12 protein-coding genes are annotated in these 14,188 nt (G+C 39.7%); 10 read left to right on the top strand and 2 right to left on the bottom strand.

Annotation, left to right across the window (positions count from 1 at the left end):
* The first annotated feature begins 40 nt into the window (after window positions 1–40).
* The 9 genes from H8744_RS10995 (at window position 41) to H8744_RS10955 (ending at window position 11,345) form a co-directional block, all read left to right on the top strand.
* Window positions 41–1,510 (top strand): glycoside hydrolase family 125 protein, encoded by a 1,470-nt coding sequence (locus H8744_RS10995; RefSeq protein WP_262434864.1) that lies wholly within the window; start codon window positions 41–43, stop codon window positions 1,508–1,510.
* A 277-nt stretch (window positions 1,511–1,787) separates the two neighbouring features.
* Window positions 1,788–4,415 carry a family 78 glycoside hydrolase catalytic domain gene (locus H8744_RS10990; RefSeq protein ID WP_262434863.1) on the top strand — a complete coding sequence of 876 codons (2,628 nt, stop codon included), beginning with the start codon at window positions 1,788–1,790 and terminating at the stop codon, window positions 4,413–4,415.
* 445 nt (window positions 4,416–4,860) lie between these two features.
* Window positions 4,861–4,983: a hypothetical protein gene (locus tag H8744_RS10985; RefSeq protein WP_262434862.1), complete on the top strand. Its 123-nt coding sequence runs from the start codon at window positions 4,861–4,863 to the stop codon at window positions 4,981–4,983.
* A gap of 577 nt (window positions 4,984–5,560) precedes the next feature.
* Complete coding sequence (locus H8744_RS10980; protein WP_262434861.1) at window positions 5,561–7,078, top strand: HNH endonuclease; 1,518 nt, start codon at window positions 5,561–5,563, stop codon at window positions 7,076–7,078.
* Between the two features lie 129 nt (window positions 7,079–7,207).
* A complete protein-coding gene (locus H8744_RS10975; RefSeq protein ID WP_305067486.1) occupies window positions 7,208–7,963 on the top strand; it encodes a class I SAM-dependent methyltransferase in 756 nt (251 codons plus the stop codon).
* 47 nt (window positions 7,964–8,010) lie between these two features.
* The gene (locus H8744_RS10970; protein WP_262434859.1) at window positions 8,011–8,853 is read left to right on the top strand and encodes a KilA-N domain-containing protein; all 843 of its coding nucleotides are present in this window, start codon (window positions 8,011–8,013) and stop codon (window positions 8,851–8,853) included.
* Window positions 8,854–9,515: 662 nt separating this feature from the next.
* Window positions 9,516–10,580 (top strand): leucine-rich repeat domain-containing protein, encoded by a 1,065-nt coding sequence (locus tag H8744_RS10965; RefSeq protein WP_262434858.1) that lies wholly within the window; start codon window positions 9,516–9,518, stop codon window positions 10,578–10,580.
* A 31-nt stretch (window positions 10,581–10,611) separates the two neighbouring features.
* The gene (locus H8744_RS10960) at window positions 10,612–10,980 is read left to right on the top strand and encodes a hypothetical protein (protein WP_262434857.1); all 369 of its coding nucleotides are present in this window, start codon (window positions 10,612–10,614) and stop codon (window positions 10,978–10,980) included.
* A gap of 98 nt (window positions 10,981–11,078) precedes the next feature.
* A complete protein-coding gene (locus H8744_RS10955; protein ID WP_262434856.1) occupies window positions 11,079–11,345 on the top strand; it encodes a hypothetical protein in 267 nt (88 codons plus the stop codon).
* A gap of 77 nt (window positions 11,346–11,422) precedes the next feature.
* Here the strand turns inward: H8744_RS10955 and H8744_RS10950 are convergent, their stop codons facing one another.
* Both H8744_RS10950 and H8744_RS10945 read right to left on the bottom strand, forming a co-directional pair.
* Window positions 11,423–12,427, bottom strand: coding sequence for a class II fructose-bisphosphate aldolase (locus H8744_RS10950; RefSeq protein WP_262434855.1), 1,005 nt, complete (start codon window positions 12,425–12,427; stop codon window positions 11,423–11,425).
* 177 nt (window positions 12,428–12,604) lie between these two features.
* Entirely contained in the window at window positions 12,605–13,621 is a 1,017-nt protein-coding gene (locus H8744_RS10945) for an endonuclease/exonuclease/phosphatase family protein (protein ID WP_262434854.1), read from the bottom strand.
* A 176-nt stretch (window positions 13,622–13,797) separates the two neighbouring features.
* On the opposite strand from H8744_RS10945, the gene H8744_RS10940 reads away from it, so the two are divergent.
* Window positions 13,798–14,052, top strand: a complete 255-nt coding sequence (locus H8744_RS10940) for a type B 50S ribosomal protein L31 (RefSeq protein ID WP_005929768.1) — start codon at window positions 13,798–13,800, stop codon at window positions 14,050–14,052.
* Window positions 14,053–14,188 lie beyond the last annotated feature (136 nt).

The raw sequence follows: 14,188 nt of genomic DNA, 5'->3' as shown, positions 1-14,188 counted from the left end.
ATTAAAATGAATAAAATAATAATCACCCTAAAACAAGATCATGAAAAGAAAAAACATTAGTCTATGCGCTATTGCAGCAACCATGTTGGTAGGTAACGGAGCTTATGCGATGAACCTCACCGCACCCAGCGACAACACAACTGTTATCAATGAAGCCTGCAAAGCAGCGGCTTACAAGTCAAATCGTCCGGCAGTTAAAGACCGTTTGTTCAAGTCCAAAGCCGTGGAAGCTGAAATCATCCGTGTCAAAAAACTACTGACGAACCAAAAGCTTGCTTGGATGTTCGAAAACTGTTTTCCGAACACACTGGAAACCACCGTACACTACCGTATAACAGACGGCAAACCCGATACATTCGTCTATACAGGTGATATCCACGCCATGTGGTTGCGTGACTCCGGGGCACAAGTATGGCCTTACATCCAGCTTGCGGACAAAGATCCTGAATTGAAAAAGATGCTGGAAGGCACCATCCGTCGCCAGTTCAAATGCATCAACATCGATCCGTATGCCAATGCATTCAATGACGGAGCCAAAGGCGGAGAATGGATGACCGACCTGACCGATATGAAACCGGAACTTCATGAACGCAAATGGGAAATCGACTCTTTGTGCTATCCGTTGCGTCTGGCGTACCAATACTGGAAACAAACCGGAGATGCAAGCGTTTTCGATAGTGAATGGATACAGGCTATCACTGCCATCCTGAAAACGTTCAAGGAGCAACAACGCAAGGATGGAGTAGGTCCTTACAAATTCCAGCGTAAGACTGAGCGTGCGCTCGATACATTAAACAACGGCGGCCTTGGTGCCCCTGTCAATCCCGTAGGACTGATCGTATCTTGTTTCCGCCCATCGGACGATGCCACTACCCTGCAATTCTTGGTTCCATCCAATTTCTTTGCCGTTTCTTCATTAAGAAAAGCTGCCGAGATATTGACTGAAGTCAATAAGAACGAAAGTTTGGCGAAGGAATGTAGCGACCTGGCTCAGGAAGTAGAAACCGCCTTACAGAAATATGCCACTTACAACCATCCTAAATACGGCACAATCTACGCTTTCGAGGTAGATGGTTTCGGCAATCATTTCCTGATGGACGATGCCAACGTTCCGAGCTTGCTTGCCATGCCTTATCTGGGCGATGTATCAATAAACGACCCGATCTACCAGAACACCCGTCGTTTCGTATGGAGTGAAGATAATCCTTATTTCTTCAAAGGCACAGCCGGTGAAGGTATCGGAGGTCCGCACATCGGGTATGACATGATATGGCCTATGAGTATCATGATGAAAGCTTTTACAAGTCAGGATGACAAAGAGATCAAAGACTGCATCACCATGCTGATCAACACGGATGCCGGTACAGGATTCATGCACGAGTCTTTCCACAAGAACGATCCTGCCAACTTCACCCGTGCCTGGTTTGCATGGCAAAATACACTTTTCGGAGAACTGATCCTCAAATTGGTAAATGAAGGAAAAGTGGATTTGCTGAATAGCATTAGATAATGAAAAATTAAAAATTAATAATGAAAAACGGTAATTAAGAGAGTTGACGTAATTTAGGTTTGTAATCTCACATCTATAATCACTTTTGTAAAGAAAGGTGTATCATGCAGTTATAAGTTATGACGTTTGTTGTTGCACCGTGTTAGCACTTTACTTCGATAATGGTTATTACAAACCTAATTTACATAAACTCCAATGAATAGTTAAGTATGAATCGTTTCTTTTCACTCTTCGTTTTTAATTTTTAATTATTCATTATTAATTATCAATTAGCCTTATGACCAAACTTTTGTTAGCTGTTTTATTATTTTTCATAGCTCCATTGACTGCCAATGGAAAAGAGCAGGTAAAAATAATTAAGACTCAATGCGAGTATACAGACTCGCCTGTCGGCATAGATACCAGCCATCCGCGTTTTACATGGATGCTCGGCAGCAATGTTACAAATACGATACAAAAAGCATGGCAAATACGGATTGCCAGCCGACCTGAATTATTATCCGAAGGCAAAGCGGATGTATGGGATTCGGGAAAGGTCATCGACAAGACCACACGCATAGAATACAAAGGAACAAACCCTTTACAGCCCCATACCTGCTATTACTGGCAGGTGACCATCTGGGATGAAAACAACCATACCGACACATCTGCCATAAACCGGTTTGAGACGGCAAAACTACAACCAACAGACTGGAAAGCTATCTGGATCACGGACCGGCATGATAAGGAATATGAACCCGCCCCCTTATTCCGAAAAGAATTCGATCTGACGGGTAAAATCTCCTCGGCACGTGCCTACGTGAGCGGAACCGGGTATTACGAACTCTTCATCAACGGCAAAAGAGTCGGTGAAAACTACCTCGATCCGGGATACACCCATTTCGACAAACGTATCTTATATGTTACTCATGACGTAACAGCACTCGTGAATAGAGGGGCAAATGCCATTGCCGCTGTTCTTGGCAACGGTTTCTACAATTGCCAGAGCCGGGCGGTTTGGGATTTTGAGAAAGCCCGTTGGAGAGAACGTCCCCGCCTGTTATGCGAACTGCGGGTGACTTATGCAGACGGTCGCACAGATGTCATAGCAACCGATGAACACTGGAAAACAAATACCGGTGCTTATACTTACAACAATATTTATAGCGGTGACAAGTATGACGCACGACTTGAAGAACCCGGCTGGACGACAGCCCGTTTCAATGACGCACAATGGATGCCTGCCCGTAAAACGGGACAACCCGCCCCCTTACTGGTTGCCCAGCAAATGCCTGCCATCCGTATTACGGAAGAGATTAAGCCCGTATCGATGAAATCCTTTGGCGACAGCATTTACGTATTCGATATGGGACACAATATTTCCGGAGTATGCCGGCTCGAAGTAAAAGGGGAATCGGGCACTACCTTCACCCTCCGTCACGGAGAATTGCTGAAAGAGAATGGAAGGCTCGAACCGGGAAACATAGATGTTTATTACAAACCCGTAAAACCGGGGGAAACCTTCCAAACCGATGTCTTTATCCTGAGAGGTACGGGAAAGAAGGAATCCTTCACTCCCCAGTTCAGCTATCACGGATTCCGCTATGTAGAAGTCAGTTGCAACCGCCCGGTGAAACTGGGAACAGGTGACCTCACCGGATTATTCCTCCATACGGATGTCCCGCAAGCGGGAGAATTCTGTTGCTCGAACCCATTACTGAATAAAATCTGGGCTGCCACCAATCTAAGCTACCTGTGCAACCTGCATAGCATTCCCACCGACTGCCCGCAACGCGAAAAGAACGGTTGGACTGCCGATGCCCATGTGGCCATCGACCTGGCTCTGCTCAATTTCGATGGCCTTACCCTTTATGAGAAATGGATGAACGACTTCATCGACAACCAGCTTTCTGACGGCAAGATCTCAGGCATCGTGCCCAGTGCATCGTGGGGATATGGAGAATGGCCCGGTCCGGTATGGGACGCAGCCTTGTTCATTATTCCCAATGCATTGTACAATTACTATGGGGAGACGCGGACCATCGAACGCCTCTACCCCACCCTGTTACGTTATCTTGACTATCTGAAACCCTTGGAGAAAGAAGGTTTCCTCACTTTCGGGCTGGGAGATTGGGTCACTTACGAAGCACAAACTCCGAACGAGTACACTTCCACCTTATATTATTATCAGGACTATAAAACGATGGCTCGTTTCGCCAAGCTCCTAGGCAAAGATTCTACTCCCTATCAGCAAAAAGCGGAACAGCTCAAACAACTGATCAACGAAAAATATTTCAATACCGAAACAGGTGTTTATGCCAACGGAACTCAAACCGCACAAGCCATTGCCTTATATATGGACATCGTGCCTGCCGGCAAGGAACAACTCGTTGCCGAACAGTTGCATAAAGCAGTCACCGGGAATAATTATTTCCTCAACTTCGGACTGCTCGGTAGCAAAACAGTCCCTGCCATGCTTACAAAATTCGGCTATGTAGAAGATGCTTACAAAATGATCACCAAAACCGAAGCTCCTTCCTGGGGATATTGGGTAGAAACCAAAGGATATACCACGCTGGCAGAGACCTGGTTACTCAGCCCGGAATTCCACGATGCGTCACTCAACCATGTCTTCATGGGAGATGTAAGCGCATGGATGTACAATACGCTCGCAGGTATCAACTTGGATGCCGAACATCCGGGATTCGGTCATATCATCATTCGCCCGCATTTTATCGATCAACTGGATTGGGTATCGGGCAGCTACCAGTCTGTACGCGGTCTGATCCGTTCGGAATGGAAAAGAGAAAACGGCAGGATCAAACTCACCGTCACCATCCCCGCAAATACCACAGCAACCATCCATGCAGACAAAGTCTATACGGTAGGGTCGGGCACGTATCATTATATGATTAAATGTGACTGATAAGTTATCCTGTAGAATCCGACTTATTTGTAAGACCGAATGATTTGAAAGCGTGCAACCCTCTAATGGAGGTTTTGCACGTTTTTTTTGTACGTATACAGAAATATTCAATCTTCAAATAAAGAACTGCAATCATGTACCGCACGACTGGAAAAGATAAACGATATAATCAATAAGATTCTACGTATTCACCTACGGTAAAACACATTCTTCCTGATACCTTTCCGTTCCATACCTGCTCCCGTACTCTCCGCCAAATTATCTTTTTGACACTTTGCTTTTCCTATCCCTTATAAGTAGCCTTATTCCGGGTGATGATGAAGATGATTAGAAAAAACGGATTGTAGAGCAATCTCAGCTCTCCACATTGACAATAAAACAAAGATATAAGTTGCATAAAACAAGACTTATTCCTTCACCCTTTCCAAATGATAAAGATTATAGAATGATCATTTCATTCCGTCAAATAAAGAACCTTCACGGAGAAAAGAAAAGTAGAGAAAAAAAGAAGAAAGAACGGCTCATTTCGGGTAAATTCAAACTGAATTTAATGGAAATGGCTACTTGATCTATTGGCAATGGCTATTTCATCTGATGACAACAGCTACTTGATCTGATGAAAAGGGCTATTCCATCTGTTAGTAATGGCTATTTCATCCTCCATTAAGAGGCTGTTCAACAGCGAAATCGTACCCTTTACAGGCAAACTACATTCCCTTGAGCACGACCAAGATTTTAATGTGCAGGATGGTAAACTGCAACTATTCAAAGAATAGGACAATCCGGACGGGTTTCGTCTTTTCCTCAACGGTCAGAACATCCTCGACTGGTTCAAGCAAAAATACCAAGAAATAAAGCAAACCATAAGACCACAGATCAAGCCTCCGGCTAAGCTGGAAGTGGGTAAAAACAAAGGTTTTAAGAGGTAATCTGGGCTGTGTCCCAATTATTTGCTAAATTTGCGAACGGCAAGTAACTCACTCGGTTTTATAAAATGTTCTTTTGCGCATGTGCATTTTGGATATACCAACTGCTTTGCCCGAGGAATAATAGTATAATGTGATAGCGGTTGACTGTAAAATATGGGTGTATTTTTTAGCTGCAAACTGAATAAATGTAGTGAGTAAAATAATACAAAATATACCATGGGATTTTCACCGGAAATAAAAGAACAAGTAATGATTGCGACTGCAAGACACTGTTGTGTTTGTCATAGTTATAAAGGGATAAATTTAGAAGTTCACCATTTGATACAAGAAGCAAATGGTGGACCCAATACATTTGAAAATGCCATTCCTCTTTGCTTTGATTGTCACGCAAATGCGGGGCATTATAATAATAAGCACCCTAAGGACATTAAATTTTCAATTCCGGAATTAACTAAAGCACGAAATGATTGGTATGATTTTGTGAAAAAAAATCCTACAGTTGAGAAAAAACTCATTTCAAATCAAATACATACATGTTATTATGTTCTTCACGCTTTTGATGTTTTAGAGTCCGTAATCAAAGGAGATTTTTCTTCTGTTGACAAATATCGAAACAAAGTATTTTTGTCTGATAACTTAATATTAAAAGAATGGAAAGAAATTCTTAACTCACATTTGAAAGACTTTGGCTCTAATGTTGAACAAAAAATGATAATGGAAGTTCGACAGTTTAATTCTATTGAGGAGTATTTTCAGGAATATGAAGGAGTTGAAATGACAGACAAAGCAAGCGTGGAATATCCTTATTTTGAAGCAAAAAGGAAATGTGATTGGTGTTCATTATTGAGAATTTTGAAACCAAATTCATTTTTAGAGCATTTGAGCAAATCAGGAATTAATGCAGAAACGTTTTGCACCTCTTTACTTCGAAGAAATGAAGATTCTTGTGGAGGAGAAATTTTCGAATTTGCTTATACTGAGTATTTAGAAATTTCTCCTATCAGTTTCATTTTTCTTGGAATAACAAATACCTCAAAGGAGCAAATAAAACTAAACAGTCTATTGACAAAGGAAAGTACAAAAATTCTCCTCCCCAATTTCAATTTACTCTCTCGTGAAATGGTTTTAGTTCCAATTGCAACGGCTATCAATCTACAGGAAATTGACAGAAGCAAAATCGTTATAGAACATATTGACGGAGACAGAGGACGAGATTTCTCACGGATACTTAGCAACGGTGATTTTAATGAAGATGACATTTGTTTCTTTAATGAAGAAATTAATCCAAACTCTGTTATATACAATAGCAACGAAGGAGAATATGAAGTTGAAATACACAGTTTTGATTTCAATAATTTATATTCCATAAATAGTTATTGGCAATGCGGTTCTTGTCCACATTTATTCGTTATTAATAAACACGGAAAACAAAAATATGTTCGCGAACTGTTAAAATCAGCCTCTTTTATACAAGGATTTGACACAATTACAGTTCCTGATGAGATTTTTGAAATAGTAATTCGTGAACTTGAGGACGAAACAACTTACATTGAGAGAATCCATATTAATGGTAGGTTGTATTGTGAAAATGTAGTTCTAAGAAAAGGAGAATCGCTGTCTATTATCGTAAGTCCTAATGATAAATTAATCATTAGGGGGCATTATGAGCCTCATTTGTTCGCAGATTCAACGTTGAATGATATTTGGCAAAGAAATGAAATAATAAAACAATGAAATGTACACTTTAATTTTCGTTGACAAAGTGGATATAAACAATAAAAAAGAAAATAAAAAATAGTCAATACTTGACAATCTCCACAACGTTGTGGGTAATTGGGGGCAAGAGATATTGGAGGAGATAAAATGAATAGTGATTACAAAGTTGGCGACTTAATATACAATGCTGGTATTTATGATGGATTAAATACTTTCCTGTCTGATTTGCCATTTTACAAAAAATGGCTGCCGAAAAATAAGGATGCTAAAATTCTTGAACTTTGCTGTGGTACGGGCAGACTTACGCTTCCCATTGCAAAGGAGGGATACAATATTTATGGAGTGGATTACACTTCATCAATGCTTGAACAGGCAAAGATAAAAGCTTCCGAAGCAGGGTTAGTGATTAATTTCATTGAAGCAGATATTAGAACATTAAACTTGCAGGAAAAATTTGACTTTATTTTTATTCCGTTTAATTCAATCCATCATTTATATAAGAATGAAGATTTATTTAAGGCGTTTCATGTTGTTAGAAATCACCTTAAAGACAGAGGCTTATTTCTGTTGGATTGCTTTAACCCTAATATTCAGTATATAGTTGAAGCCGCAAAAGAACAACAAGTAATTGCCGAATATACGACCAGCGATGGAAAAAATGTATTGATAAAGCAGACAATGCTATATGAAAATAAAACTCAGATTAATCGTATAGAATGGCATTATTTTATTAATGGCGAGTTCAATTCTACCCAAAATTTGGATATGAGGATGTTTTTTCCTCAAGAATTAGACACATATCTGGAATGGGCTGGATTTAATGTTATTCATAAGTTTGGAGGTTTTGAAGAAGAGGTATTTAACGATAATTCGGAAAAACAGGTATTTGTTTGTCAATGTTAGTTCGGACGATAGATTTGAGGTTGTGTAATAAAGAAAAAAGAAGTAATATGAGCAAAAAAGAGAAAATAACCGTACAGGGTACGGAAATAACCATTATTTCGGGAAAAAATGACGATTACATTTGCCTTACCGATATGGTAAAGGGGCAAGAGGGCGAAGACCATATCCGCAACTGGATGCGTAATCGTAATACCCTTGAGTTTCTCGGTGCTTGGGAGATGTTGCACAACCCTGCCTTTAAAGGTGTCGAATTCGACACCTTTTTACACGAAGCAGGAGCAAACCGTTTTAATATGACACCCCGCAAATGGATTGAGGCTACCGATGCTGTCGGTATGATTTCCCAAGCAGGGCGAAATGGAGGAACTTACGCCCACAAAGATATTGCGTTTGAGTTCGGCTCGTGGCTCAGTCCGGTGTTTAAGCTCTATTTGATTACCGAATATCAGCGACTTAAAGAGGCTGAAAACAATCCGATGCTCGGTGAATGGAATGTAAAACGGGTACTTAGTAAAGTGAATTATACGCTTCATACCGATGCCGTCCGTGATTTTATCATCCCAAAAATGGATGTTGAACGAGAGAAAGCATACGCCTATGCAGATGAAGCCGATATGCTAAATCTCGCTTTATGGGCTTGTACAGCAAAGCAATGGCGAGAAGCAAATCCTGAATACGCAAAGAAAGGTTTGAATATACGCGATACGGCAAGTATTAACGAATTGGTTGTCTTAGCAAATCTTGAATCATTTAATGCAGAACTGTTGAAACGTGATATGGACAAATCTACCCGATACGCCTGTTTGCACGAAATGGCAGAACGTCAACTGACACGTCTCAATGCCATAGACGCAGAAAAAGGATTTCGGAAATTAGGAGCAAAAAAATAAAGATACTAACCTTTCTTTATCCGAACACAAAGGTATGGTTCCAAGAATAGAACGTCAAGACTGAAATGAATTTTATCAGAAATCTTCCTTTCTCGTTCCTCGGAAGAGTATTTCCAATAAAAAACTTGCCTTATTCATTCTTTCCACAGAAGAGGTGTTTATCGGTTAAAGAAAGAAGAAAAATATGCGTGTGATTTCAAAAATATTGCTTACTTTTAGCGTGAGTTATTTGACAGTATAGCACCGCAAAACGCTGAAAATAGCACGGTTAACTAACTCGTTACCTCTGAATCTCAAAAACTCCGCTAAAAGTTTATTCTTCAATCGGTTAATTCAAATCAATGAAAATCTAAAATAAATATATATCTTTGAAGAATCCTATAGCCAAACTGCAAGAAGACAGCCAAAGACAAGGGTAGTTGAACTAGATAAAAATATACCTCTGTATTACATATTAGCCCATATCTAATTCAAAAAAATTATATTATGAAAAAGTACATTTTATTAGTAGCTACTTTGGCTAGCAGTCTCGGCTGTTTTGCACAACCAGACATTGGTTCTTTATGCAATGCCTATACGAATGTAAGTTCTACAGATTCCAACCCCAGGTTCTGAATCATCGAATAAGTCTGAAATCGAGTGTAAACTAAAAATATACAGTTATGAGAAAAATATTACTTGTTATACTATTGCCGTTACTCAGCATTTTGCTGCAGGCACAGGAAACCGCAGTTATAGATGGAGTTACTTTCTCAGCGGATAAAAAAACACTGATAAAGTATCCCGAAGAAAAAGAAGATCAAGAATACATAGTGCCTGAAGGGACAGAAATTATTTCATATAAAGCCTTTTCAAATAATAACTATCTAAAAAAAATTACAATACCTTCTTCTATACAGGAAATATGTTCGCGCGCATTCACATATTGTAATTCTTTATCGGATATTGTTTGGGGTGCTTATCCAACCCTAGTTGGACAGGACATTTTTTGGGAATCTCCCACAAAAAATTTCAGCATTACGACTGACAATCAAGATTGCACTATAGTAAATGGAGTACTCTATTCCAAAGACAAAAAGCGTTTATTAAGAGTACCTGTAATGAGCCAATATTACGATGTAACCATCCTTGAAGGAACAGAAATCATAGGCAAAGGAGCATGTGAATTGACAGACATTTCGATTATTTTACCGTCTACATTAAAAAAAATAGAAGATTTTGCTTTTTGGATTTGTATACGTATACCTACGCGATCAAAAGAATTAGATTATTCAGATTATGATTTTGGGGAATACAGAATCCCATCCGAAATACAGTGCAATGCATTAATTCCCCCAGAAATCATAGGTACCCCATTTTCTCCTACTACCTATTACATCCCCTGCAGGTTAACTGTTCCTGAAGAAAGTCTTTTAGCCTATTGTTGCGCTCCTGGGTGGAAAGAATTTGAGTATATTAATGGAGTACGTCCTGATCATCTAAATTCCATTGATAAGATTTCCTCTTATAACACAAAGATAAGAGTCAATGATCAATCCCTTAAGATAACATCCGAAAAAGATATCCAAAGAATCAAATTGGTCAGTCAAGAAGGTAAAATAATATTTGATGAATTTGCCAGAAGTAAGTCATACCAAATTCAGTTAGATCATACCTCAAACGGAGTATTACTATTGAAAGTTATTTATAATAACTCAGAAGAAGAGGTATTTAAACTCATTAAATAAAAAACAGATAGACAGATTATTACTATTAAGTATGTCATTAATATCCTGTATTTTATTACAAGCACAGGAAACGGTTGTTATTGATGGGATTACTTTCTCAGCAGATAAGAAAACACTGATAAAGTATCCGAAAGAAAATGAAGATCAACAATATATCGTTCCTGAAGGAACCGAGATGATAGGCAAAGAAGCTATTTGGGACAATTGTTATTTACGAATTCTGACATTGCTTCATCCTGTCCAGTTTCCTATTCCTATAGGAGGATATACACCCTCTTGGGTTGATCCTAATAAAAAATATATAATTCAACACCCCCTTTCCCTGGTAAATACGCGGAAATACTATCTGATAAGGAGGATTTTGGATACCATATCTTCACCGTTAAATTTTATCCAATAGAATATATCCCTAAAAACAGAGAAGTATATTTATGTGATTTATCTTTCTCTTTGGAGTATTCAATGAAACGATCGGCATCTTTTATATCTATACCTGAAATGAACAAATTTCTTTTGACGGCAGCGTATTTTGTCGATGAAAACCTGGCAGGATGCACTATTTACTATTACAAAGTAACTTCTGTTTCTACAAACGGGAACGAGGGCGGTTTAAGTGCGGCATACAAGGCATGGACCTCCTATCCTGCCGTCACTCCGTTCCCGCGCCATTTACCGGAAGGCAATCATGCTTCAGAATCCTGTCCTACCATTACGGACGTGGACAACGATGGGGAAATGGAATTGATTATTGGCATGGCCAATTAACCGGTCATATTTCAAGAGAAAAGGCTGCGCTTCAAATGAAACACAGCCTTTCTCCATTTCTTTAATTAGGGTAGAACTTATTCAGCCAATTTGTTGTCTGAACCAAGCACATTGATGATTTTGTGCTTGTACAGTTTTTCCATATTGTCACGAGCCGGACCCAGATATTTACGAGGATCGAATTCAGCCGGTTTCTCAGCAAATACCTTACGGATTGCAGCAGTCATAGCCAAACGAGAGTCTGAGTCGATGTTGATCTTGCAAACTGCAGACTTAGCAGCCTTACGCAACTCTTCTTCAGGAATACCGATAGCAGCTTTCAAAGCACCACCGAACTGATTGATTGTAGCAACTTCTTCTTCTGGAACTGAAGATGAACCGTGAAGAACGATTGGGAAGCCCGGAAGTTCTTTCATTACAGCATCCAATACGTTGAAAGCCAAAGGAGGAGGAACCATACGTCCTGTAGCCGGGTCGATATGACACTGTTCCGGAGTGAATTTATAAGCACCGTGAGAAGTACCGATAGAAATAGCCAATGAATCGCAACCAGTCTTTGTAACGAAATCAACTACTTCGTCCGGTTCAGTATATGTATGGTGGTCTGAAGAAACTTCATCCTCTACACCAGCCAATACACCGAGTTCGCCTTCTACTGTTACGTCAAACTGATGAGCGTACTCAACTACTTTCTTAGTCAAAGCAACGTTCTCATCGTAAGGAAGGTGTGAACCGTCGATCATTACTGAAGAGAAACCTGAGTCGATGCAGCTCTTGCAAGTCTCAAAAGTATCTCCGTGGTCGAGGTGAAGAACGATTTCAGGATGAGCGCAACCCAATTCCTTAGCATATTCCACAGCACCCTGAGCCATATAACGTAACAAAGTAGCGTTGGCATATTGACGGGCACCTTTAGATACCTGAAGAATAACCGGAGATTTTGTTTCTACAGCAGCCTTGATAATAGCCTGCATTTGTTCCATATTGTTGAAGTTGAAAGCAGGGATTGCATATCCGCCTTTGATAGCCTTAGCAAACATCTCTCTTGTGTTTACCAATCCTAAATCTTTGTAATTTACCATTTTGTTTAAATATTTATTGTTAGTGAATAAAATTCTACGCAAAAGTACACATTATAGTTTTAATACAAAACCGAAGCGTAAGAAATATCAGATTTTAGATCGACAATTCAATCCTATTTTAAGGTATTAAATATCATTTAATAATTAATTGTAATCCCCATGTAGCAAAGTGAGAGCTTATTTCGTCAAATAAATGATAGTTGGCAAATGATCGCTGTAACCATTTAACCAAGTTTTTCCACCGTGTGTGCGCAACGGTGAACCCTTATATTTGCCGTCTTGCTGGAAGAGATATTCGCGTGCAAAAACTTCGTTATGGTCATATTTCAAGCCCTTTTTGGCTTTAAGCAAAGTACGCGAAACGACAATCTGATCGAACAGATTCCATTTACCACGATACAGCAATGTTCCCACTCCTTTGTCTTCCAGTGTCTCCCACCAAGGATTGTACATGTCGCCTTTCTTCACCTCTTTTATAAACTTCTTTGCCCTCAATTCGCTCATGCTCTCATCCATAGGATCGTCATTCATATCCCCCATCACGATCAACTTCAGTTTCTTATTTTCCCGTTGCAAAGAGTCCACCAAGCCCCTTACCTGACGGGCAGCATGAATACGTACAGGTTCGGCCGCACCCCGGGAAGGCCAGTGGTTGACTATGAAGCAGACATTATCTCCCGCCAATTTGCCGTTCACAATCAAAAAGCCGCGGGTCTTATGGATTGTATCCCCCTCAAAAGGTTCGGAAAGTACTAACTTGGTTGAGTTCACAGTAAACTGATGCGGATCGTAGAGCAACGCACAGTCGATCCCACGCTTATCCGGTCCTTCATAATGTACTATCTCATATCCGGACGAAGCTATAGCCGGTTGCTTCACCAGATCATCCAATACCCTACGGTTCTCCGCTTCCGCCACACCGATAGCAGCCGGTCCGCATGGAACCTTATCCCGCGACAGTTCACTCAAAACCTTAGAAAGATTAGCGAGTTTTGACATATACTTTTCCGTATTCCATTTCTTAGCAGCATCCGGTAAATATTCATAGTCATTCTTGCCCGTATCATGAATCGTATCAAAAAGATTTTCAAGATTATAAAACGCAATGCTATACAGACGTTTACCCGATTCCTGTGCTTGTGTGCCAACTGCAACTAGCAGCAAGAAATTTAATGCAATAATCAGTTTTCTCATAATAAATAATGTGTTATATCTCGTGCAAAATTCTGAAAAAAAAGCGAGAAACTTCGTTTTTTACCGAAACTTTTTTCTTATTCCCAGAAAAGCATTATCTTTGCGCACTGAAAATGACCATTACACTATTCTTACCAAATAGTAACAGATATAATAATTAAAAAACAAATACTGAAATGAAAAAAGGTATTCATCCAGAATCATACCGTCCGGTAGTGTTCAAAGACATGTCAAATGGCGATATGTTTTTGTCTAAATCAACAGTAAATACAAAAGAAACCATCGAATTCGAAGGTGAAACTTATCCTTTGCTGAAGATTGAAATCTCTAACACTTCTCACCCTTTCTATACTGGTAAATCTACATTGGTAGACACAGCTGGTCGCGTTGATAAGTTCATGAGCCGTTACGGTGATCGCAAGAAAAAATAACCTACTCCACTAAAGGAGACCGGATAAAAAAGAGGAAACTTTTAGTTTAAGCTAAGATTTTCCTCTTTTTTGTCATGACTAATCAATTTTTTTGATATACTCTAAATCATTACGTATCCCTTAGGATACCCAAAAC

The organism is Jilunia laotingensis (assembly GCF_014385165.1).
Classification (GTDB): Bacteria; Bacteroidota; Bacteroidia; order Bacteroidales; family Bacteroidaceae; genus Bacteroides; species Bacteroides laotingensis.
This window is presented reverse-complemented; position numbering and strand designations above follow the sequence as displayed.

Bases quoted from the DNA above. Each gene is read 5' to 3' on its own strand.
- H8744_RS10950 (WP_262434855.1), bottom strand. From the start codon at position 12,427: ATGGTAAATTACAAAGATTTAGGATTGGTAAACACAAGAGAGATGTTT.
- H8744_RS10975 (WP_305067486.1), top strand. From the start codon at position 7,208: ATGAATAGTGATTACAAAGTTGGCGACTTAATATACAATGCTGGTATT.
- H8744_RS10980 (WP_262434861.1), top strand. From the start codon at position 5,561: ATGGGATTTTCACCGGAAATAAAAGAACAAGTAATGATTGCGACTGCA.
- H8744_RS10955 (WP_262434856.1), top strand. From the start codon at position 11,079: ATGAACAAATTTCTTTTGACGGCAGCGTATTTTGTCGATGAAAACCTG.
- H8744_RS10960 (WP_262434857.1), top strand. From the start codon at position 10,612: ATGTCATTAATATCCTGTATTTTATTACAAGCACAGGAAACGGTTGTT.
- H8744_RS10985 (WP_262434862.1), top strand. From the start codon at position 4,861: ATGATCATTTCATTCCGTCAAATAAAGAACCTTCACGGAGAAAAGAAA.
- H8744_RS10970 (WP_262434859.1), top strand. From the start codon at position 8,011: ATGAGCAAAAAAGAGAAAATAACCGTACAGGGTACGGAAATAACCATT.
- H8744_RS10940 (WP_005929768.1), top strand. From the start codon at position 13,798: ATGAAAAAAGGTATTCATCCAGAATCATACCGTCCGGTAGTGTTCAAA.
- H8744_RS10995 (WP_262434864.1), top strand. From the start codon at position 41: ATGAAAAGAAAAAACATTAGTCTATGCGCTATTGCAGCAACCATGTTG.
- H8744_RS10965 (WP_262434858.1), top strand. From the start codon at position 9,516: ATGAGAAAAATATTACTTGTTATACTATTGCCGTTACTCAGCATTTTG.
- H8744_RS10990 (WP_262434863.1), top strand. From the start codon at position 1,788: ATGACCAAACTTTTGTTAGCTGTTTTATTATTTTTCATAGCTCCATTG.
- H8744_RS10945 (WP_262434854.1), bottom strand. From the start codon at position 13,621: ATGAGAAAACTGATTATTGCATTAAATTTCTTGCTGCTAGTTGCAGTT.